This is a genomic window from Streptacidiphilus rugosus AM-16 (assembly GCF_000744655.1).
Lineage (GTDB): Bacteria > Actinomycetota > Actinomycetes > Streptomycetales > Streptomycetaceae > Streptacidiphilus > Streptacidiphilus rugosus.
Map to the genome: position 1 here is coordinate 1281215 of NZ_JQMJ01000004.1, position 20405 is coordinate 1301619.

The 20405-nt window shown below is 72.0% G+C and carries 21 protein-coding genes; 13 read left to right on the forward strand and 8 right to left on the reverse strand.

Annotation, left to right across the window (positions count from 1 at the left end; genetic code table 11):
• Positions 1–71: 71 nt before the first annotated feature.
• The gene (locus BS83_RS41845) at positions 72–632 is read left to right on the forward strand and encodes a hypothetical protein (RefSeq protein WP_157597187.1); all 561 of its coding nucleotides are present in this window, start codon (positions 72–74) and stop codon (positions 630–632) included.
• Between the two features lie 107 nt (positions 633–739).
• Here the strand turns inward: BS83_RS41845 and BS83_RS14960 are convergent, their stop codons facing one another.
• Positions 740–1852, reverse strand: coding sequence for an FAD-dependent oxidoreductase (locus tag BS83_RS14960; RefSeq protein ID WP_037604333.1), 1113 nt, complete (start codon positions 1850–1852; stop codon positions 740–742).
• An 80-nt stretch (positions 1853–1932) separates the two neighbouring features.
• Here BS83_RS14960 and BS83_RS14965 point away from each other — a divergent pair, with 80 nt between their 5' ends.
• The 3 genes from BS83_RS14965 (at position 1933) to BS83_RS14975 (ending at position 5929) form a co-directional block, all read left to right on the forward strand.
• Positions 1933–2613 (forward strand): TetR/AcrR family transcriptional regulator, encoded by a 681-nt coding sequence (locus BS83_RS14965; protein ID WP_037604334.1) that lies wholly within the window; start codon positions 1933–1935, stop codon positions 2611–2613.
• A gap of 234 nt (positions 2614–2847) precedes the next feature.
• Positions 2848–4137, forward strand: coding sequence for a TULIP family P47-like protein (locus tag BS83_RS14970; protein ID WP_198035240.1), 1290 nt, complete (start codon positions 2848–2850; stop codon positions 4135–4137).
• A 220-nt stretch (positions 4138–4357) separates the two neighbouring features.
• The gene (locus tag BS83_RS14975) at positions 4358–5929 is read left to right on the forward strand and encodes a TULIP family P47-like protein (protein ID WP_037604336.1); all 1572 of its coding nucleotides are present in this window, start codon (positions 4358–4360) and stop codon (positions 5927–5929) included.
• Between the two features lie 69 nt (positions 5930–5998).
• On the opposite strand, the gene BS83_RS14980 is transcribed toward BS83_RS14975, so the two are convergent.
• A complete protein-coding gene (locus BS83_RS14980; RefSeq protein WP_051943073.1) occupies positions 5999–7561 on the reverse strand; it encodes an APC family permease in 1563 nt (520 codons plus the stop codon).
• Between the two features lie 283 nt (positions 7562–7844).
• Between BS83_RS14980 and BS83_RS14985 the strand changes: the two genes are divergently transcribed.
• Together BS83_RS14985 and BS83_RS14990 are read left to right on the forward strand one after the other, a co-directional pair.
• Complete coding sequence (locus BS83_RS14985) at positions 7845–10286, forward strand: GcvT family protein (RefSeq protein WP_037604337.1); 2442 nt, start codon at positions 7845–7847, stop codon at positions 10284–10286.
• Positions 10287–10459: 173 nt separating this feature from the next.
• A complete protein-coding gene (locus tag BS83_RS14990) occupies positions 10460–11602 on the forward strand; it encodes an aromatic ring-hydroxylating oxygenase subunit alpha (protein ID WP_037604338.1) in 1143 nt (380 codons plus the stop codon).
• A 156-nt stretch (positions 11603–11758) separates the two neighbouring features.
• Here BS83_RS14990 and BS83_RS14995 read toward each other — a convergent pair whose 3' ends face one another.
• Entirely contained in the window at positions 11759–11977 is a 219-nt protein-coding gene (locus tag BS83_RS14995; protein ID WP_051943074.1) for a hypothetical protein, read from the reverse strand.
• Positions 11978–12161: 184 nt separating this feature from the next.
• Between BS83_RS14995 and BS83_RS15000 the strand changes: the two genes are divergently transcribed.
• Together BS83_RS15000 and BS83_RS15005 are read left to right on the forward strand one after the other, a co-directional pair.
• Positions 12162–12578 carry a hypothetical protein gene (locus BS83_RS15000; protein ID WP_037604339.1) on the forward strand — a complete coding sequence of 139 codons (417 nt, stop codon included), beginning with the start codon at positions 12162–12164 and terminating at the stop codon, positions 12576–12578.
• Between the two features lie 88 nt (positions 12579–12666).
• Entirely contained in the window at positions 12667–12876 is a 210-nt protein-coding gene (locus BS83_RS15005; protein ID WP_037604340.1) for an antitoxin, read from the forward strand.
• A gap of 68 nt (positions 12877–12944) precedes the next feature.
• On the opposite strand, the gene BS83_RS15010 is transcribed toward BS83_RS15005, so the two are convergent.
• Together BS83_RS15010 and BS83_RS47545 are read right to left on the reverse strand one after the other, a co-directional pair.
• Positions 12945–13538 carry a GNAT family N-acetyltransferase gene (locus tag BS83_RS15010; RefSeq protein WP_198035241.1) on the reverse strand — a complete coding sequence of 198 codons (594 nt, stop codon included), beginning with the start codon at positions 13536–13538 and terminating at the stop codon, positions 12945–12947.
• A 73-nt stretch (positions 13539–13611) separates the two neighbouring features.
• Positions 13612–14121, reverse strand: a complete 510-nt coding sequence (locus BS83_RS47545) for a Clp protease N-terminal domain-containing protein (RefSeq protein ID WP_063774170.1) — start codon at positions 14119–14121, stop codon at positions 13612–13614.
• A gap of 448 nt (positions 14122–14569) precedes the next feature.
• Between BS83_RS47545 and BS83_RS15020 the strand changes: the two genes are divergently transcribed.
• Entirely contained in the window at positions 14570–15046 is a 477-nt protein-coding gene (locus BS83_RS15020) for a hypothetical protein (RefSeq protein WP_232248332.1), read from the forward strand.
• Here the strand turns inward: BS83_RS15020 and BS83_RS15025 are convergent.
• Positions 14997–15653, reverse strand: coding sequence for a PadR family transcriptional regulator (locus BS83_RS15025; protein ID WP_084713510.1), 657 nt, complete (start codon positions 15651–15653; stop codon positions 14997–14999). The two genes, BS83_RS15020 and BS83_RS15025, sit on opposite strands and share 50 nt — an antisense overlap.
• A 385-nt stretch (positions 15654–16038) precedes the next feature.
• On the opposite strand from BS83_RS15025, the gene BS83_RS15030 reads away from it, so the two are divergent.
• Positions 16039–16437: a WapI family immunity protein gene (locus tag BS83_RS15030; protein WP_037604342.1), complete on the forward strand. Its 399-nt coding sequence runs from the start codon at positions 16039–16041 to the stop codon at positions 16435–16437.
• Positions 16438–16604: 167 nt separating this feature from the next.
• A complete protein-coding gene (locus tag BS83_RS45435; RefSeq protein WP_157597188.1) occupies positions 16605–16958 on the forward strand; it encodes a hypothetical protein in 354 nt (117 codons plus the stop codon).
• 25 nt (positions 16959–16983) lie between these two features.
• Here the strand turns inward: BS83_RS45435 and BS83_RS15035 are convergent, their stop codons facing one another.
• Both BS83_RS15035 and BS83_RS15040 read right to left on the reverse strand, forming a co-directional pair.
• Positions 16984–17445, reverse strand: coding sequence for a DUF6228 family protein (locus tag BS83_RS15035; protein WP_037604343.1), 462 nt, complete (start codon positions 17443–17445; stop codon positions 16984–16986).
• Positions 17446–17489: 44 nt separating this feature from the next.
• A complete protein-coding gene (locus BS83_RS15040) occupies positions 17490–17960 on the reverse strand; it encodes a PPOX class F420-dependent oxidoreductase (RefSeq protein ID WP_037604345.1) in 471 nt (156 codons plus the stop codon).
• Positions 17961–18246: 286 nt separating this feature from the next.
• On the opposite strand from BS83_RS15040, the gene BS83_RS15045 reads away from it, so the two are divergent.
• Together BS83_RS15045 and BS83_RS15050 are read left to right on the forward strand one after the other, a co-directional pair.
• Positions 18247–18720, forward strand: a complete 474-nt coding sequence (locus BS83_RS15045) for a DUF485 domain-containing protein (protein ID WP_037604346.1) — start codon at positions 18247–18249, stop codon at positions 18718–18720.
• The gene (locus tag BS83_RS15050; protein ID WP_051943077.1) at positions 18717–20378 is read left to right on the forward strand and encodes a sodium/solute symporter; all 1662 of its coding nucleotides are present in this window, start codon (positions 18717–18719) and stop codon (positions 20376–20378) included. Before BS83_RS15045 ends, BS83_RS15050 begins: the two co-directional genes overlap by 4 nt.
• The last annotated feature ends 27 nt before the right edge of the window (positions 20379–20405 follow it).

Here is a 20405-nt window from a genome sequence, read left to right on the forward strand (position 1 = left end):
CTCAGGCATACTGCCGGTCGGCCGCTGCGGGGACCTCTCACGCACCGGTAGTGTCCACGAACGGGGGAGTCATGCGAGACCGCAGTAAGCAGAGAGCCGGCACGATGGTGAGCGCACTGGCCGTGCTCACCGTCCTCGCGGCCTGCACCGGACCGAGCGACGCGCAGAGCGGCACGCCGGGCGACGCACCCGTCTACGCTCCCGCCGGCGCTCCGGCCGGCGCGCAAGGTGGACCTGGCGGCGGATCGGACCCGGTGATCGACAAGGTGTCAGGAGCGCTGGCCGCCAGCCGCCATGTCCCGGTCCGGACGGTACAGGGCAGCAGGCCCCACCTGGTGAGCGAGTGCCATCCCGTTACCAAGCAGGTCAGGCGGACGACCGGCAGCGGCAAGCGCCGGACCACCACCTCCACCACCGTGCGAACCACCGAGTGCATCAGCGTCCAGCACGGGACCGAGACCTACCGCAAGGTCGTCTCCGTCGAGCGCTGGTGCGTCGAACTCGACAACGTGGACGGCCACACCGACCAGGACCACCGCTGGTACCAGGTCACCCCCGCCGACTACCAGCAGGCACTGGGCCGCAGCCCCGGCACCCCGCTCACCCTCCGGCCCACCAGCGACGGTTGCTGAGCCACAGCGCCCGGTCGTCGGCGTCCTGCACCAAGAATGGGCTGGGCCCGTTCTCGCCACGCTGATCTGGCCGCGGACAGCACCCGAAACCTTTCGTCGGGAACCTCTCAGTTGTCCGGCTGGAAGAATGCCAGCATTTTGCGGCTCGCTCCCGGCGACGACTTCAATTCGTGCATTCTTGCGCACTTCCGAGCGGCCTCGGCCGTGCGTGCGAACATCTCGGTCTCGTATTCCTTGACGGCGGCAGGAATGTCGTCCGCGTGCGCGGCCAGCGCCAGGGCGAGGAAGGCGCCGTCGAGAAGCGCCATGTTGGCGCCCTCGCCCGTCGGGGGCATCAGGTGGGCCGCGTCGCCGAGGAGGGTGACGTTCGGGGCCGAGGGCCAGGTCAGGCCGATGGGCAGGGAGGTGATCGAGCGCGGGACGACCATGTCGTCGCAGGCGGCGATGAGCGCGGCGAAGCGGGGGTGCCAGCCGGGGAGGAGTTCGATCAGGCGGGCGCGGGCGGCGGCGGGGTCGTCGAAGGGGATGCCGCTGGTGGCGAACCAGTCCGCGGGGGTGTTGAAGAAGCTGACGCCGATGCGGACGCGGCCGTCGCCGTTGCGCTGGGCCGCCAGGGAGAGGCCGTCGCCGAGTACCCAGTACGTGCCGCGGCCGACCATCGCCGCGAGGTCGGGGTGGGTGCGGTCGATGTCGGGGATGCCGATCTCGACGACGTTGTGGCCGATGGGCGCCGGGCGGGCGTCGGTGAGCAGGGGGCGGACCCGGGACTGCGCGCCGTCCGCGCCGACCAGCAGGTCGTACCGCGCGCTGCCGCCGTCGGCGAAGCGCAGCACGCCGTCGCCGGCGGAGGTGACGGCGTGACCCCAGCGGACCGTGCCCTCGGGGAGCGAGTCCAGCAGCAGGTCGCGCAGGTCGGCGCGGTCGACCTCGGGTCGCGTGAGCGGGGCGTCGTCGGGAGTGTCCTCCTGGAGCAGCAGGGTGCCGTCCGGTTCGAGCAGCCGCAGGTCCTGGCCCTCGCCGCGCGCGATCGCGAAGAACCGGTCGAGCAGACCCGCCTCGCGCAGCGCCCGCTGGCCGGAGTGGATGTCGAGCATGCCGCCCTGGCCGCGCGCGAATCGCGACGCCTCGCGCTCGTACACCACGGCGTCGATGCCGTGCACGTGGAGCACCCGGGCGAGCGTCAGGCCGCCGGGGCCCGCTCCCACGATGGCGATGGTCATGACTGCCCTCGATTCACCGTATTGATCGATACACTGTATCGCCGACCGGCACCGTATCACCCACGCGATAAGGTCGGCGCATGGTGGTGTGGGAGAGGCCGGAGCCGCAGGAACGCCCGACGCCGGCCCCGCTGAGCCGTGACCGGATCGTGCGGGCCGCCATGGGGCTGGCCGACGCGGACGGCCTGGAGGCGGTGTCGCTGCGCAAGGTCGCCGCCGCGCTCGGCGTGGGGCCGATGCGGCTGTACGGCTACATCGACACCAAGGACGAGCTGCTCGACCTGATGGTCGACGCCGTCTACGCCGAGATCCGCCCCGAGGGCGACGACTGGCGCGCGGCGCTGCGCTCGGTCGCCGAGACCACCCGGGCGGCCGCCCACCGGCACGAGTGGTTCGCCGACCTGCTCGGCGGACGGGCGCAACTGGGGCCGAACTCGCTGGCCGCCGGGGAGGCCGTGGCGTCCGCCATGGGCGGCGTCGAGCTGGACACCGTCGTGCCCGCGATCTCCGCGGTCAACGCCTACGTGATCGGCGCGGTGCGCCGGGAGGTCACCGAGCGGCGCACCGAACGGGCCACCGGGGTCGACCAGAAGCAGTACCAGGCCGCCTTCGGCCCCTACCTGCGGCGGGTCTTCGCCACCGGCCGGTTCCCCGCCGTGGCCAGGTTCGTCCACGACGGCCCGCACCTGGACGCCGACCAGACCTTCCGCGCCGGACTCGACTTCCTCCTCGACGGCATCGCGGCCCGCCTCTCCGACTGACGCGCTGTGACGGCGCCCTGCCACACGGGTATCCCCACGGACCGACCGGAACACCCGGGCGCGGAATTCACAGAAATTCATTCGCGGCGCACGCCCGTCCCTATCGGCTCTGCTTTCGTCGGATGCCAGGGAAATATGCCGACGCCGAGCATTGACATGCCTGCCGGAAAAGAGGAGCGTAACCCCTGCGATCGGGGCATGGCCCCTGGACCGTCTTTACCGCTGGGGGGCGGCATGAACATTTACGGGTGGGACACCGTCTGCGTTTTATCGGTCGACACGGCGAATGCTGCACTGAAACGGTCGGCCGCGCAGTTGGTCACCGAATTCAAGTACTCCGGACATTCTCTGTCGACGAATTTCGACCTGCACGGCCGGTTCGGCGCCTGGCAGATCGTGCCCGGCGGCTCGGGGAGTCTGCTGCGGCTCGCGCTCCCGTTCGCCGAGGGGGCCGTGGTGCCCGCCGCGGCGAGCGGCGTCGACCTGACCGGCTGCACCGCCGTCGTCGACATCGCCCTGGAGCTGCTGCCGACGCCCGTCAACGGCGGGAACCGGCTGGTGTTCTCGCTGCACGGCGCGCAGGAGCAGGGCGCGGCCCCCACGCCGGGTGTGGTCACCCCGGTCCACCTCGACGGGCCGTCCGACACCCTCGCCAAACTCGGCGCCATCGGCCAGGGACTGGTGCTGAACGGCGTCGTCGCGGCGCTCGCCGCCAACGCCGCTGAGGTCTCGTTCGTCTTCGCCTCGCTCGACCCGCTCGGCGCGGACGCCGACGCGTGGCTCGCGCCGGTGCGGTCGGCCTTCCTCTACCTGGAGACCGCCGGCGGACACGGCTGGCTGGCCGTGCTCAGCACCACCGACGCCCGCGACATCACCGGGCTGCAACACACCGTCGACCCCGAGGTGCTGGGCGGCGGTCCCCAGGTGGCGCTGGCCGTCTCGCCCGACCTGTTCCTGCGGCACCTGATCGCGCCCGGCCTGCCGCAAGTCTTCGGCGGCGGCGCGGACCCCGGCTGCTTCGGCTTCGACCCGAACGCCCATCAGATCACCGCCGCCCACCCCTTCTCCACCCAGTCGGTGAAGGAGGGCGCGATCTGGTACACGCCCCGGGTCTCCCAGCTGCGCGTCGGCGTCGTCGGGAGCGCGCTCGCCGTCCAGGTCAGCGGTGACTGCGACCTCAAGGCGGGGATCTCCATGAACTGGTGGTCCACGAGCCAGCACCTCGTACGCTTCGACCCGGCCGGGCAGCGGCTGGTGGTCGACGGGGACCCGAACGCCCGCTCCGGACACTCGGCGTCCATCCCCTGGTGGTTCTGGGCCGGCGGCCTGATCGTCGAGGGCATCACCCAGGCCGTGGTCGCGGTCATCGTGGAGAGCCTCTCGTCCGCGCTCAACAGCAGAATGGGCACGGTCGGCCTCGGCGCGCTGCCGGCGCGCAACGTCCGCTGGCTGGACGCGGCCGGCTCCACCGTCACCGGTGCCGGACTCGACGGCTCGCTGATGCTGGGCGGCACGCTCGCCTGAGCCCGCCCCCGCCGTCCCGGCGCCACGACTCGTCCTGGCCCCGCGCGCACCGCCGACCGGCTGAGAACCGCCGACGCGCTGCGAACCACGGATCCACTCGAACCCCCGCCCCGGGTGGCCCGCCGACGCGGCGCTCCGCGCCGGCCCGGCCGCCCCGCGCCCCGCGGTTCTCCTGAGTTCTTCCTTCATCCCGCCCTCCACCGAGGAACGAGGTACGTCCATGCCCGTGCAGCCCAAGCAGCACTTCCTCCCGCACATCGACGAGGACAAGGTCTACCGGATCGAGATCGAGCACCTGAAGGCCAGCGCCGAGCGCACCAGCCCCGCGCACCGGGCCGTGCAGGGCACCAGCATGAAGGCGGTCGCGGCCGCGGGCGCCGTCCCCTACAGCACCAACGGCTGGGACAGCGTCTACGTGATCCCGCTGCCCGACGTGAACCGCGCGATCGCGGACAAGAAGACCTCGCCGACCAGCTGGTCGGCCGAGCTGCCCGCCTCGCTCTTCTCGCCGGCGATCTCCGGCACCGGGACCTTCGGCACCTGGTCGATGGCGACCGGCGGCTCGGGCTCGATCGTCCGCATGCACATCCCCTTCACCGCGCAGATCAGCTCGGGGACCAACCACATCGCGGTGGCCGGCGGGGTGGCCTACGTCGAGGTGAAGCTGGTCTACATCCCGCAGCCGCCGAACCCGGACGGGACCACGCCGAACAACCTCAAGGTCCGTGCGACCGGCGGCAGTCCCGACGACCCGGTGGTCACCGTCTCCTCGGTGACCTACACCTCGCCCACGCCCGCCGACCCGGCGCTGGACAACGTACTGGAGCAGCTGCTGGCGAAGTGGTTCAACGCGAACCTGCAGAAGTTCCAGCAGGTCTTCGCCACCGTCAACCTGGGCGTCGAGGAGGCCTCCGGCGACTTCGCCTGGCTGAGCCCGACCGAGACCGACTACGCCTACATCGACAACGCCAACATCAACCACGCGCTGCTCGGCGTGCTGTGCATGACCGAGGGCCGCAGCTCCGAGGAGGCGATCCAGGAGATCTCCGCCGGCGCCATCCCGGAGGGCGCGCGGGCGAGCTTCAACCTCTCGTTGGAGCGGTTCATGTCGAAGATGGCGCTGCCGGGCCTGCCGATCGAGTTCCCGCACGCGGCCAAGGGCACGTTCGTGCTGGGTAACGACGACACGCAGATCTCCGCCACCTCCAGCTTCAACCTGGACGCGGTGAGCGTGGCGGGCGTGAACTACACGCCGAACGTCACCTCGTTCACGATGACGCTCAGCGGCGCCACCATGGAGACCTACCTCTACATCCACACCCCGATCTCGCCGGGAATCGACGCCTACTGCGAGATCACCTACTACAACACCATGACGCTGGCCACGAAGGCGGACGGCAGCCAGTCGCTGACCTGGGTCCAGAGCAAGCCGACCGACGAGAAGACCTGGTACACGGTGGCCTCCTGGGTCACCATCACCGAGGCCATCGCCGACATCGTCCTCGCCGTGATCGGCGCGGTGGTCGGCGGCGTGGTGACCTCGGTGGAGCGGGTGGTGGCGCGGGTGCTGATCGCGCTGCTGGTCGGCGGCGTGGTCTCGGCGGTGGCGGCGGTGCTGGAGAAGGTGCCCGAGTGGATCGCCGGGACGGTGCCGGACGCCATCCCCTCCATCAACGCGCTGGTGGACGGGGCGACCAAGCCCACGAAGTGGGCGGACTCCACCGACTTCAAGATCACTGAGGTGGTCCTCAACGGCGGTCTCCAGCTGGGCGGGAACCCCTTCGGTTCCTGAGCCGCGGCGACGCGCCGGTGCCCGTCGACGACCTCCACACTCGTCGACGGGCGCCGGCGCGCCGGCCGGTCAGCCCTCGGCCGGCCGCTCCGCGGCGGGCGGGGGAACCGGCACCAGGACCGGCGCCGCCGCGGCGGCACGTCGGTAACGCAGGTAGAGGCCGAGGCCGACGGCGACGATGACCGCGGTGAAGACGATCGCGCCCCACTGGAAGTACCAGTGGTCGTTGCCGTAGACGGCGGCCCGCGGCCAGGCCAGGTTGACGGTCATCGCCGCGCCGTAGACGACGGCGACCAGGTTCACCGGCAGGCCCCAGCGGCCCAGGTTGAACCACGGCCCGTGGCCGTCGGCGGGCCAGTCCCCGCGCAGCCGCCGCAGCAGCATCGGCGCGGTGACCATCAGGTAGGGGATGTAGAAGAGGATGATCGCGACCGAGGTCAGGATGTAGAAGGCGCGCTGGTTGCCGATGTTGACCAGCAGCAGCACGATCGTCAGCACCCCGGTCAGCAGGGCCGGGACGACCGGGGTCCGCGAGCGCTTCGACACCTGCGACATGGCCCGGCCGAAGGGCAGCCGACCGTCCCTGGCCATCGCGAACACCAGCCGGATCGCGGCCGTCTGCACGGCGAGGCAGCAGACGGTGACGGCGATGGCCGAGCAGACCAGGAAGACGTCGCCCAGGCCGTTGCCCAGCGTGGACTTGATCAGGTACGGCATGCCGAGGGTGCCGAGCTCCTGCGCCTTGATGTTGCCCACCGCCATCATGCCGATCAGCATCAGCAGGCCGCCCGCGACGAAGGCGGCGGTCAGCGCGCGCAGGATCGCCCGCGGCGCGTGGCGGCGCGGTTCGAGGGTCTCCTCGGCCAGCGCGCCCGCCGTGTCGAAGCCGTAGAAGACGTAGGCGCTCATGATCGAGGCGATCATGAAGCCGCCGAGGTAGCCCAGCGAGGTGCCCGCCCCGGCGCCCTGGGTGTGCAGCACGATCTGCGGGCCGCGCTTGATGTGCACGGCCAGCATCACGATGAGCAGGGTGACCGCGGTGAGTTCGACGGCGACGCCGAGGTTGTTGATCTTCGCCATCAGCCGCACGCCGACGATGTTGACGACAGTCGTGAAGACGACCAGGCCGAGGCCGAGCAGGATCGCGTTCTTCGCGCCCGCCGGGGTGTTGGTCAGCCCCGCGTCGGCCGCGCCGCCGACGATCTGGAAGGCGAGCGACACCTGCGGCAGGATCACCTGGTAGGCGACGGCCACGGCCGCCGCCGTCACGACCGCGCCGATCGCCATGATCCAGCCGGCCATCCAGGAGGTCACCGGGCGGGCGATCTGCTTGGACCACTGGTAGACGCCGCCGGCCAGCGGGAACTGCCCGGCCATCTCGGCGAAACAGAGCGCGACGCAGAGCTGACCGAGGAAGACCAGCGGCCAGCTCCAGATGAACGCGGGCCCGCCCGCGCCGAAGCCGAACCCGAAGAGCTGGAACACGCCGGTCATGATCGAGATGTAGCTGAATCCGGCCGCGAAACTGGAGAAGGAGCCGAGCGAACGCTCCAGCTCCTGCTTGTATCCGAACCGGGCCAGGTCGTGGGTGTCGTCGCCGGGCCTGACGGCGCTCGTGGTGTCGGGACGCATGGCCGCCTCCTCAGGAGGGTTGCGCCAAGTGAGACAGCCGCCTCGATGCGCAACGTGCCGCCGAGTATGAGGAGCGCCCCGAAGGGGTGTCAAGGGTCCTGGCAGCAGCGCAACTACCCCAATCCAAGCCAGCTTTGACGAGCCGTCGGACGCGCCCTTGACATGCCGCGCGGTGGCCGCCGACTCTGTTTCATATCCCGCACTGCCATGCGTCATCCGCAACACCGACCGTGCAGACCTGGTTCCGACACCGCGCACCGGACCGACAGAGGGGACGAACCACGTGGCAGCCCAACCGAAGGTCGTGGTGATCGGCGCGGGCATCGTCGGCTGCGCGCTCGCCGACGAGCTCACCTCCCGCGGCCTCCAGGACGTCACCGTGCTGGACCGGGGCCCTCTCTTCGCCACCGGCGGCTCCAGCTCGCACGCTCCGGGCCTGGTGTTCCAGACCAACCCGTCCAAGGCGATGACCGAGTTCGCCGCCTACACCGTGGCCAAGTACCGCGAGCTGACACTCGACGGTCGACCGTGCTACCTCCCGGTCGGCGGGCTGGAGGTCGCCACCACCCCGGAGCGGGTCGCGGAGCTGCAGCGCCGGGCCGGCTTCGCCGCCTCCTGGGGCGTGCGCGGGCGGCTGCTCGATCCGGACGAGTGCGTGGCGCTGCACCCGCTCCTCGACCGCGCGCGCGTGCTGGCCGGGTTCCACACCCCGGACGACGGCCTGACCAGGGCCGTCCACGCGGGCGAGGCCCAGGCCCGGCGCGCCACGGGCCGCGGCGCCCGCTTCCTCGGCGGGCACACCGTCACCGGCATCACCTCGGTGCACGGGAAGGTCACCGGCGTCGTCACCGACCAGGGCGACTTCCCCGCCGACCTCGTCGTCAGCTGCGCGGGTTTCTGGGGGCCCGGGCTCGGGCGGATGGCCGGACTGACCGTGCCGCTGCTCCCCCTCGCCCACCAGTACGCCCGCACCACCCCGCTCGCCGCCCTGGCGGGCGTCAACTCCGAGGCGGCGGAGGCCTCCCGCCCGATCCTGCGGCACCAGGACCGGGACCTCTACTTCCGCGAGCACGTCGACCGCCTCGGCATCGGCTCCTACGCGCACCGGCCGCTGCCGGTCGACGTCGAGAAGCTGCCGGACGGCACGGCGATGCCGTCCGTACTGCCCTTCACCGAGGAGGACTTCGCGCCCGCCTGGCAGGAGGCCCGCAGCCTGCTGCCCGCACTCGGCGGCGCGAGGGTGGAGGAGGGCATCAACGGGGTCTTCTCCTTCACCCCGGACGGCTTCCCGCTGCTGGGCGAGGCCCCGGAGCTGCGCGGCTTCTGGGTCGCCGAGGCCGTCTGGGTCACCCACTCGGCAGGCGTGGCCAGGGCGATGGCGCAGTGGCTCGTCGACGGCGAACCCGGCGCCGACGTGCACGAGTGCGAGCTGAACCGCTTCGACGAGGTCCAGCTCGCCCCCGCCTACGTGCGGCGGCGCAGCTGCCAGAACTTCGTCGAGGTCTACGACATCCTGCACCCGCTGCAGCCCATGGAGGAGCCCCGCCCGCTGCGGGTCTCGCCCTTCCACGCACGCCAGCGCGAGCTCGGCGCGGTCTTCCTCGAGGCGGGCGGCTGGGAGCGTCCCCACTGGTACGCGTCGAACGCGGCACTGCCGCAGCTGGCCCGGGTCCCCGGACGCGGGGAGTGGGCCTCGCGCTACTGGTCCCCGATCGCGGGCGCCGAGGCGCTGGCCGTACGCGAGGGCGTCGGGCTCTTCGACATGACACCGCTGAAGCGGCTGGAGGTGAGCGGGCCGGGGGCGTTGGCGTTCCTGCAGTACCTGACCAGCAATCAACTGGAGCGTCCGGTCGGCTCGGTCGTCTACACCCTGCTGCTGGACCGCTCGGGCGGGGTGCGCAGCGACCTGACCGTGGCCCGGCTCGCGGCCGACCTGTTCCAGGTCGGCGCGAACGGACCCGTGGACCTGGACTGGTTCCGCCGCCATCTGCCCGGCGACGGCTCGGTCCAGGTCCGCGACATCACCGCCGGCACCTGCTGCGTCGGCGTGTGGGGCCCGCTGGCCCGCGAACTGGTCCAGCCGCTGACCGAGACGGACTTCTCGCACCGCGGCTTCGGCTACTTCAAGGCCAGGCGGGCCTTCGTCGGCGAGGTGCCGGTCACCGCGATGCCGCTTTCCTACGTCGGCGAGCTCGGCTGGGAGCTCTACACCAGCGCCGACTTGGGCCAGCGGCTGTGGGACACGCTGTGGCGCGCCGGCCGGCCCCTCGGCGTCGTCGCGGCGGGGCGCAGCGCCTTCAACAGCATGCGGCTGGAGAAGGGCTACCGCTCCTGGGGCACCGACCTGACCGCCGAGCACAACCCGTACGAGGCCGGGCTCGGCTTCGCCGTGCGGATGGAGAAGGGCCCCTTCCTCGGCCGGGAGGCGCTGCTCGGACTCGACGAGTCCCGCGTCGCCCGCAGGCTCCGCCCGCTGCTGCTGGACGACCCCGAGGCGGTGGTCATGGGCCGCGAGCCGGTCCGTCTGGACGGCGAACCGGTGGGCTACGTGACCAGTGCGGCGTACGGCTACAGCATCGGGGCCTCGATCGCCTACGCCTGGCTGCCGGCGGCCGCGGCCGTCCCCGGCACACGGGTCGAGGTGGAGTACTTCGGCGACCGGCTGCCGGCCCGGGTCGCGGCGGAGCCGCTCTTCGACCCGGACATGACCCGGATCCGCAGCTAGCGCCGGTCCGGCGGCCCGTTCGGCCCGCCGTCGGGCCGCAGGGTCGTCGGGTCGACTCGCGGGGACCGTCGGATCGGCTCGCGACGACCTTCGGGCCCGACCGGCAACCGCCGTGCCCGCCGACAGCTCCGCCCGGTGCACCCATCGCCCGCCCGCAGAGAGGACGCCCCGCCGTGACCGCGACCGAGCTCCCGCCCAGCCTGCTCAGCACCCTGCCCGGCGACGCCTACACCTCGGCCGAGGTCTTCGCCGCCGAGCAGGAGCGGATCTTCGAGGCGCTCTGGTTCTGCGCCGTCCGCGCCTCCGACGTGGAGACGCCGGGACGTTTCCGCACCGTGCAGGTCGGCCGGGAGAGCGTGATCGTCACCCGGTCGCGCGACGGCGCGGTGCGGGCCTTCCTGAACGTGTGCCGGCATCGCGGGGCGCGGATCTGCACCGAGGAGTCCGGGGAGGTCAGGCGTACGCTGCGCTGCACGTACCACGCCTGGTCCTACGACCTGGACGGCCGCCTGGTCGCCGCGCCCAACCTGGCCACCATGCCGGACATCGACCGGCAGACCTACGGACTGATCCCGGTCCACGTCCGCGAGTGGCTCGGCTATGTGTGGGTCTGCCTCGCGGACGAGCCGCCCGCCTTCGAGCAGGACGTCATCGGCGCGGCCACCGAACGCCTGGGCGACCCCACCGCGATCGACCGCTACCAGTCAGGGGACCTGGCGGTCGGGCGGAGGATCCGCTACGACGTGGCGGCGAACTGGAAGCTGATCGTCGAGAACTTCATGGAGTGCTACCACTGCGCCACCATCCACCCCGAACTCACGGACGTGCTGCCGGAGTTCGCGCGCGGCTACGCGGCCCAGTACTACGTCGGCCACGGCGCGCAGTTCGCGCCCACGGCGGAGGGGTTCACCGTCGACGGCAGCGCGGGCGTGACGCGGATCGAGACCGTCGCCCCCGAGCAGGACCGCCGCTACTACGCCGTCACCGTGAAGCCGCAGACCTTCATCAACCTGGTGCCCGACCAGGTCATCGTGCTGCGGATGTTCCCGCTGGCGGCCGACCGCACGGTCGTGGAGTGCGACTGGCTGTTCCGCGCGGACGTCGTCGAGGCCGGGACCGACCTGTCCCGCTCGGTGGAACTGTTCCACCGGGTCAACCAGCAGGACTTCGACGCCTGCGAACGCTGCCAGCCCGGCATGTCCTCACGCGCCTACGCGCGTGGCGGCGTGCTGGTGCCGAGCGAGCACCACATCCGGGCCTTCCACACCTGGGTGGCCGCGCGGCTGGGCGGGACGGGCGTGGCCGGGACCGCGTGACCCGCCGGGCAGAACCCGGGCCAGGGCGGGGCGAAGGTCTCGAGAGGCTCCGTGGCCGCCGTCCATCGTCGCCGACCGGGCTCCGCGGTCGACGGCTGTCGACAATCACAGTCCCCCGCCGGGCCCAGTCGTCGCGCGACACAGCCGCCGAGCGGCTCAGTCGTCGCCGGGCCACTGGCCGGGGTGGTCGAGCCAGGAGACCAGGTCCGGCGAGTAGGGGTCCTCCCCGGGGTAGTCCTCCTCCATCCGCTCCTCGAACTCACGGCGGGACATGGGCACATGGTGCGCGCCACGGAAGGAGATCAGCCGGTACTGGTGATCGTCCCCGAAAAGGCCGACCTGCACGGGAAGCTCGGATCCGGATACCTCACCCATACCGCTCCCACCTGCTCCTTCGACCCGCCGCACCGCGCTGTTGCACAGAAGCGTCGCCCCGCACCTGCCAGGGCGCAACCCCAGTTCCCACAGCGCGTCCGCCGCCCCGGGAACGCGCCGATTCCGCCGGGATCTGGCCTCGGCGACGCCGGCGGGTGCATGGTGGCGCGGGGGGTGGTCTCGTATGGGGCTGAGCCATGAGATCTCGCTGCGCTGCCGGCACTGTCTGATCGTGTACTCCGGGGAGACGGTGGCCGTCATTCCTCGGCGCTGGCGGTTCCGTACCTACGACCGGCGGTTCCGGGTGGACGGTCAGTGGCCGACCAGTCCCGTGCGGGCGGTCCGGCAACGCTACTGGCGGCGGCTGCGGGTGCTGGTGCTGCCCGTGGACGCGATGCTGCCGATCGTTCTCTCCCCCGGCTCCGGCCGCTTTCCGCGGCGCACGCCGCCGACGCTGACCTTCGCGCACGCCAAGCGGCGCGACCAGCGGATCACCGTGAGAGTCACGGTCGGCCTGCTGGTCAAGGACGGCGACGTGATCGAACGCATCAACCACACGATCGCCGCGCGGACGGGGCGGACCGGCCGGTCGGGGCGGTGAGGACGGGCCTGAGCCGTTCCGCCCGAGTGGCGGCCCCGGCGGTCCCGGCGCAAGGTGGTCGTACCGAACCCGGGAGGAGAGATCTGCCATGAGCGTTCTCGACAAGGTCAAGAGCATGCTCAAAGGCCATGAGAGCCAGGCCGGCCAGGCCGTGGACAAGGCCGGAGACATGATCGACTCGAAGACCGACGGAAAGTACGCCAGCCAGGTCGACATGGTCCAGGACCAGGCCAAGAAGCAACTGGGGGTCGACGAGCAGCCTCCGCCCCCGGCCGACGGCGGGCAGCCCGCTCCCTGACGGACCGGATCACCGTCCCCGTGCGGCACGCAGGACGACATCCGCGGCCGCCTGGCGGTCCGACGACGTCACCCCAGCTGGGTGACGTCGTCGGTCACCAGGCGGCCGTGGATGTGTTCGTCGTGGAGCAGGCCGTCCCCGTAGCGGTAGGAGAGCCGCAGCGTGCCCTCGTGCAGGAAGCCCGACCGTTCCGCCACCCGGCAGGACGCCGGGTTCTCCGCCGCGTGGCACAGCTCGAGCCTGACCACACCGAACGCTTCGAACGCCCAGGTGGAGACGGCCAGGAGCGCCTCCACGGCGAACCCGCGTCCGCGCGCCTCCGGCGCCACCCGGTAACCCACCTCGGCCGACGCGCTGCGCTCGTTGACGCTGTGCACCGCGATGTTGCCCAGCACGGCGCGCTCGCCGGCCACCGCGCCGCTCGCGCTGCCGCCCTCGCCCCCGTTGTCGAGGATCAGAAAGGTGGCGTGCGTTCCGTCGGTCCAGTCCGCCGCGCGCAGGCACCAGTCCCGCGCGCTCGCCTCGTCGGTCACCCCGCGCAGCGGATTCCACAGCGCCACGTCCGGATCGCTGGCCAGCCGCAGCACCGCGTCGGCGTGCTCGGCGCCCGGCGCGGCCAGGAGTAGTCGTGGGGTGCGGAGTTGCGTCTCAGTGGGCGTCACCGCGTCAGGGTACGCCCGGGGCCGGGCCGGTGTGCAGGTCAGGGCGCGGGTCGGGCGCGGGTCAGGCCGAGCCCTACCAGCTCGCCCGCTCCGCGGCCTGCGCGCGGCAGCGCTGGACCACGGCGCCCGGGTCGATCGCCGCGCCGCGCAGGATCTCGGCCGCCCGGGAGTCCGCTATCGCGGCCAGCTCGCCGAGCAGGTCCAGCACGGTGCCGACGCCCCCGTGTCCGGCCCGTTCCAGCGCCCGCGCGGCGGAGGCGCTCCAGGCGAGCCCCGCCGAGCGCTCGGACTCGCGGTCGGCGACGCCCTCCCCCATCCGCCAGAGCCGCCCGAAGCCGATGCTGCGCTGCACGAGGTAGCCCATCAGCCGGGTCGCCTGCACGGGGAGCGGCGCGGCCACGCCGAGCGCGGAATCGTCCGACTCGAGTAACGCGTGCAGCAGATGCCCCGTGTCGACCTCGGGATCCCCCGCCCGCAGAGCCCTGCGCCTGGCCCGCGCCGCGACCGAGGCGAGCACGCCCACGGGCGTCGGCCCGCCTCGGGGGGCGGCGGCGGACAGGCTCCGCCGGGGGTCTACAGGCACAGGCGTCCACCACGTCGTCGAGGGGAGGGTTCTGCGGGGGCGAGTTCCACCGGCTCCGTCGTGGCCGGGCGCGCGAACGGGCGGGGCCGATGCGAGGGTCGGTCCTGCGTTACCCCGGCAGTCTGCTGCGCAGGGTGACCATTCGTCAACCCACAGATACGATCTTCCCATCGTGCAGGGCGACGGATTGTCGGGATTCGCCCCCGAGAAGTGGCACGACCTGCGACGATGCGCGGGGGGCAGCGGTAGCGTGCCACCGGCGTGCGCTCGGGACGCCCGGCGCACGCGCCGTGCGGACGCCCCCGTTCGGCTGCAACCACACCCGTGGTCCGGCCGTCGAACAGACCGTAGGCCCCGCACGCAGCCCACCAGGAGTGCTGTTCTGATTCCCCCTCCCCCTACGACTCCCCCCGCCGCCAAGCCGCTGCTCTACCTGGACGTCGACGGCGTGCTCAACCCCGTCTGCCCGCGGCCGGGCAGCGGTTACACCCGGCATCGGCTGCTCCGCAGCGAGGTGCCGCTGAGCGCGTCGCACGGGGAGTGGTTGCGGGAGCTGGCCCAGGTGTACGAGCTGGCCTGGGCGAGCACCTGGGAGGCCTGGGCGAACCGGTGCATCGCACCGCTGCTCGGGCTTCCCGAACTGCCGTGGGTGGCCTGCGGCGCCGCGGCCGGCTCGGCCGACGGGGACTTCGCGCCGATCGTGCGGCACGCGGCGGGGCGGCCGTTCGCCTGGGTGGACGACCTGATCCCGCCCCGCCTGCTGCGCCGCTACGCGGACCGCAGCGACGTCCTGCTGCTGCCGGTCGAACCCGGCCAGGGCCTGCGCCGCGGCCACGTGGACCGCCTGCTGTCCCGGCCGCCGACGGCCGCACGGGTCAGCTCCGGTCCTCCGGAGCAGCCTCCGTGTCCGCGTCGGCCAGGATGAGGTAGAGCCGCTTGCGCGCGTCGGCCAGCACGGCCAGCGCCTTCGCCCGCTGCTCGGGCGTGCCGGTCATCATGACCTGCCGCACCGCGTCCTTGACCGCGCCGCCGGCCCGGCCGAACTCGCGCACGACCTCCCAGTGCTCGCCCTGCGCGGCCTCCTCCCACGGGGCGTCCGGCCCCTGCTCGGCCTCGGTGCGGCCGGCGTCGGTGAGACTGAACAGCTTCTTGCCGCCGCTCTCCTCACTGGCGATGAGGCCTTCCTCGTCGAGCATCTGCAGCGTCGGGTAGACCGAGCCGGGGCTCGGCCGCCAGCTCCCCCCGGAGCGCTCGGCGATCTCGCGGATCATCTCGTAGCCGTGCATCGGCCGCTCCTTGAGCAGCGCGAGCAGCGACGCGCGCACGTCCCCGCGCCGCGCCCGCCCTCCATGCCGGCCACGCCCTCCCCCGCCGCCGCGCCCCCGCGGCCCGAACGGCCCGAACCCGGGCCCGAACGGCCCCCCGGGCCCACCGGGCCCACCGAATCCGGGCGGCCCGAACTCACCGAAGGCCGGGCGGCCGGGGTTGTTCCTGCGGTCATTCCTCTGATCGAAGTGGTGTCGGGATCGCATGATCGATCTCCTTCTGCGAAGTGAAACGTGATGAATGAATGATCTCGACGACAGTCAAAGACTGTCTCGATGCATCAACGATATATCGGTAACTGTCGTTCGACAAGCCCCCTCCGTGGGGAAGGGCGTCGACCCGCGCCCTCACGCGGGAATCGGATGGCATCGAACCCGGCGGTCCGCCGTTCGCGCCGTGAAGCGGACCACCGCCGGAACCGACGGGAGGCGTCTGGCGGACTCCGCCGCATGGGGATGGTCAGCAGGGCAAGCACGGCGGACGGTGCAGGTCAGGCAGGCGGCGAAGCCGCCCTGAGCGCTCTCCCGCTGCAGGGTGAGGACATGAATCAATCCAGGTGATGGGCCGACCCCAGCATGTAATGCTCGGTCGATGAAGCGGATCGGTGGCAATGGGCCGGGTCTCGAACCGGGGATCGTGGACTACCAGTTCCCTGGTGCGGCCGACCCGCGACAGCGGCGGAGCCGGCTCGTCGCGAAGGGGGCCGCCCACTGCCCGGAGGCGATGCGGTCCTTCCGCCGGCCGGCTTTGACTGCCGACGACGCCGTCGACTTGGCGCGATGGCTCGGCCAGGCGACGGCCTGGAGCTCGGGTGCCGAACTCGACGGCAGCAGTGGCCGACTGGACTTCACCGAACCCAATGTGGCCTTCGCTTTCACAAGGATCGAACCGGGTGCGGCCGAACTGCGCATCAGCCTGGACTTGGAGTTCTCTCCCCCTGGCGACGTCGGACCCGCTCGGGCGATCCGTTCGTGGTCTCCTGCCGACTGACGGCCCAGGCCTTGTCGGCCGCGGCCGCCGAGTGGGCATACGAGATCCTGCCCTGTCCGCCGGGCGGCCACGTCGGATGACGGCCCCGCCAAGCCGCCCCCGCATCAGCCTGCTGATGAGACGGCCTGACCGACGACGCGGCAGCGGCCGACGGATAGGGTTCGCTCATGCCTGGGCCTGCCGCTCCATCGCCGCTGCCGACTCGTCAGCAACTGGCCGAACTGCGGAACTTCGTCCTCGAGCGGGCTCGCACAACCGCTGCCATCGCACTCCAACTCAACGGCGAGCCGCCGCATCCCGATCCCACGGCTCTGGCGGACGCCCGGCACGCGGGGCGAGCCCTCTACATGGTGGTCAACATGCTCAGCCGCCGAGTGCTGGACGCCGTCCACTCCGGACAACCGAGCGAGGCTGCGCGTGATGCCTGGGGCTCACTGCTGGTGGTCGCCGACGAGTGGCGGGACTCGCCGGAGATGCCCGAAGGGCTGGGGGCGCTGGTGGCAACCTGCTTCGGTCGGTGAGAGCCCAGCGAGGGTGAGCGGGAGATCAGTCACGATCGCCGTCTCCCCGTGCGAAGAAGTGTCGGGCCTCTGCGGCGAGAGCGGACATCTGCTCGCCTGCCTCGAGCCAGGTCGTGACGGACGCCTTCCAGCCGCCGGCCGCCCTTCTCCACGGGTGAAGGGTCCAGGTCAGCCCGACGTGGCCGCCTGATCGGAAGACCGCGCCGACAGCAAGATCACCGTCATTCGTCTGCCACTCCCTGCGGCCGTCCCAGCCCCGGAAGTCCGACGCCAAGCCCTCGAGGAACGGCACCAGATCGGCGCCGCGATCCCAGGCGACCACCTGATCGACACGAACGACCAACCCTGGTGCGTGCGCTTCGACGGCGTACTGCACCCGGTCCTCGTCAGGCCGAAACGGGTCGCACAATCGCACCTGGACCTCGTCGTGGTTCCGGCAACGAACCGTTACGGCGCGAGCCGCGTGGCTGGTGTCCTGACTGCCCATCGGGCACACGGTAGCCCAGCACGGCGGTGCCGACCGGGCGGTGGTCACGCCAGGCGGGCGGGGAAGCCGCCGGTGGCGATGGGGCTCCAGTGGGTGGGGGTGATGCGGAGCAGGGCTTTGCCCTGGGTGATCATGGCGGCGCGGTACTCGGCCCAGTCGGGGTGTTCGCCGGAGATGTTGCGGAAGTACTCGACGAAGGCGTCCAGCGCGGACGGGCCGTCGGCGGCTTCGAGCACGGCGGCGTCGCCGTCGACCTGGACCCACGGTCCGTCCCACTCGTCGGACAGCACCAGGACGCTGACCTCGGGGCGGAGGCGCGCGTTGCGGGTCTTGGCGCGCTCGGGGTAGCTGGTGATCACGATCCGGCCCGCGTCGTCGACGCCGCCGGCCACCGGGGACGCCTGAGGCGAGCCGTCGGCGCGGCGGGTGATCAGGATCATCCGGTGGCGTGGGCGGACGAAGTCCAGCAGGCCGTCCCGCTCGACCTTCGTGGTGGTTGCGATGGTTCGTGCCATCAGTGCTGTCTCCTCATGCCTCACGCCCGCTTGCGGTCACCCTATGCACGCTGCCCGGACGCGGCACCGCCGACACGGCCCAGGAGCCGGCCGCAGCTCAGCGGCGCGGCGGCGCGGCGCTCCAGCATGCGAAACGGCGTCTCTTCACTAGACACATGTCTAGTCAATAGCCGGATGGCTGGCTACGCTGACGCCACTCCCGAACTCCGACCACCCGGACCTCACTCGCGTGAGGCACCGGGCGGTCCGCGCTTCTCGCCACCCCGAGGAACCAGAGGAACCATCGATGCACCCCACATACGGCACCGGAGATCCGCCGCCCCCGAGCTTCCGGCGAGAGCCCTCGCCGTCCCGGCCGTCCCCGCAGTCCCGGCCCGCCCGGCAGGGCGAGGCCCTGCGGGTCAAGGCACTGCGGAGGAAGATCGGACGGATCGATCAGCGGCTGGTGGTCGTCAACGCCGCCGGTTTCGTCCTGCTCGTGGGGTTGGCCGCAGCCGCGCCCGGGGTGCTCGCGGCGAGTGTGGTGGGGGAGGTCAATCTCGGGTTCGTGCTCTGCACCGGACTCGGGCTGCTGACGCTGTGCACGTCCGTCCTCTACGACCGACGCCTCGCGCGCGGTTGCGATCCGGAGGCTGAGGCGATCCGGGCGAGCGTGGCGGAGCGGGAGACCGCGGCCGCTTCGGCGAGCGCGTGGACTCCGCAGCAGTCGCCGTCCCAGGCGCAGCAGTGGGGCACCGGCGGCGGACGGAGCGAGTGGTGACGCCCGCCCTGATCGCGGCCGCGGCCGCGACGCCCGCCGCACCGATGCCCGTCCTCGACCACGGCACGCACGCACCGGTGCTGATCGCCTTCCTCGCCTTCGTCGGCGTCGCGCTGCTGCTCTGCGTGCTGGTCGGCCCGGACCGGGACGAGGTCGCCGACTTCTACACCGCCAACCGCACGCTGACGCCGTTCCAGAACGGGCTCGCGCTCTCCGGCGACTACATCTCCGCCGCGACCCTGCTCGGCACCACCGGGATCATCGCGCTCTCCGGCTACGACGGCATCCTGCTCGACATGAGCACCGCGCTCGCACTGAGCACCCTCCTCGTGCTGGCCCGTCCGCTGCGCAATGCCGGCCGCTACACCCTCGGCGACGTCTTCGCGCTGCGCTCCCCCGGCAGCGCACCGCGGATCGCCGCGGCGGTGGTGACGCTCGCCGTCTCGCTGCCGTTCCTGATCGTCCAGCTCACCGGCGCAGGGGCGGCGACCGCCATGCTGCTGGGCATGACCAGCGCGTCCGCCCAGCAGGCGTGCATCGTGCTGATCGGCACGCTGATGGTCGCCTACACGGTGGCGGGCGGCATGCGCGGCACGAGTCTGATGCAGATCGCCAAGGTCGTGCTGGTCACCGGGACGCTCGCGGTCACCACCGTCTGCGTGATGGCGCGCTTCCACTGGAGCCCGGACGAGCTGCTGAGCGCGGCCGCGCACGGCAGCGGCCACCCGGCCAGCTACCTCCGCTCGGCCTCGCAGCTCGGCGTCTCGGCGAGCGGTCCGTGGAACGTCGCCGGAATGCACCTGACCGTGGTGCTGGGCGCGGCCTGCATGCCGCACATGATCATGCGAGTGAGCGCCATGGCGGACGGGGCGACGGCACGCCGCTCCACCCGCTTCGCGTTCGGACTGGTCAGCATCTACAGCCTCTGCCTGGCCGTGCTCGGCATCGGCGCGGCGGCGGTGGTCGGGGCGGGGCTCATCTCCGGCGTGACGCCGAACGGGCAGTCCGCCCTTCTGCTGCTGGCGAGCAACCTGGCCGGCGGCCCGGGGACGACCGCCGGCATGGCGCTGCTGACGGCCGTGGCCTGCACGGTCTTCGTGACGGTGCTGGCGGTGGTCGCCGGCATCACTCTGACGGCGGCGGCCACGCTCGCCCACGACGTGCACGCCTACGCGGTGCGGCGGGGCGCGCTGCCGCAGGCGAAGGAGGTCCGCACGGTGCGCTGGGCGGCGGTGCTCTTCGGGGGCGTCGGCATCGCGCTCTCGGCGCTGGCTCAGGGCTACAACGTGCAGTTCCTCTCCATGCTCGCGGTCACGATCGCCGCTGCGGCGGTGCTGCCCGCGCTGGTGCACAGCCTGTTCTGGAAGGGCTACCACCGGACCGGGCTGCTCTGGTCCGTCTACGGCGGCACGGCGCTGACGATCGGCCTCCAGCTGATCTCGCCGACCGTTTCCGGGCAGCCGGGGACGCTCTTCCCCGGCCTGGACTTCGCCTGGTCGCCGCTGCAGAGCGTCGGCCTCGTCTCGGTGCCGGTCTCGTTCCTGCTCGGCTGGGCCGGCAGCCGTCACGGCCACCGCCGGGACGCCGCGCGCGGGGTGGCGGAGGTCGACCAGGAGGCGGCGGAGCTGCGGATCCTCACGGGGGTGGGCTCGGACTGAGGGAACGTGACGCCGGGTCAGCCTGCG

Coding starts and splice junctions, on each gene's coding strand:
- BS83_RS15035 (WP_037604343.1), bottom strand. CDS start 17,445: ATGGGCAGTCAGGACACCAGCCACGCGGCTCGCGCCGTAACGGTTCGT.
- BS83_RS45435 (WP_157597188.1), top strand. CDS start 16,605: ATGCCTGGGCCTGCCGCTCCATCGCCGCTGCCGACTCGTCAGCAACTG.
- BS83_RS14970 (WP_198035240.1), top strand. CDS start 2,848: ATGAACATTTACGGGTGGGACACCGTCTGCGTTTTATCGGTCGACACG.
- BS83_RS15040 (WP_037604345.1), bottom strand. CDS start 17,960: ATGGCACGAACCATCGCAACCACCACGAAGGTCGAGCGGGACGGCCTG.
- BS83_RS41845 (WP_157597187.1), top strand. CDS start 72: ATGCGAGACCGCAGTAAGCAGAGAGCCGGCACGATGGTGAGCGCACTG.
- BS83_RS14960 (WP_037604333.1), bottom strand. CDS start 1,852: ATGACCATCGCCATCGTGGGAGCGGGCCCCGGCGGCCTGACGCTCGCC.
- BS83_RS15045 (WP_037604346.1), top strand. CDS start 18,247: ATGCACCCCACATACGGCACCGGAGATCCGCCGCCCCCGAGCTTCCGG.
- BS83_RS14980 (WP_051943073.1), bottom strand. CDS start 7,561: ATGCGTCCCGACACCACGAGCGCCGTCAGGCCCGGCGACGACACCCAC.
- BS83_RS15025 (WP_084713510.1), bottom strand. CDS start 15,653: ATGCGATCCCGACACCACTTCGATCAGAGGAATGACCGCAGGAACAAC.
- BS83_RS14975 (WP_037604336.1), top strand. CDS start 4,358: ATGCCCGTGCAGCCCAAGCAGCACTTCCTCCCGCACATCGACGAGGAC.
- BS83_RS15005 (WP_037604340.1), top strand. CDS start 12,667: ATGAGCGTTCTCGACAAGGTCAAGAGCATGCTCAAAGGCCATGAGAGC.
- BS83_RS15000 (WP_037604339.1), top strand. CDS start 12,162: ATGGGGCTGAGCCATGAGATCTCGCTGCGCTGCCGGCACTGTCTGATC.
- BS83_RS15030 (WP_037604342.1), top strand. CDS start 16,039: ATGAAGCGGATCGGTGGCAATGGGCCGGGTCTCGAACCGGGGATCGTG.
- BS83_RS14965 (WP_037604334.1), top strand. CDS start 1,933: ATGGTGGTGTGGGAGAGGCCGGAGCCGCAGGAACGCCCGACGCCGGCC.
- BS83_RS14995 (WP_051943074.1), bottom strand. CDS start 11,977: ATGGGTGAGGTATCCGGATCCGAGCTTCCCGTGCAGGTCGGCCTTTTC.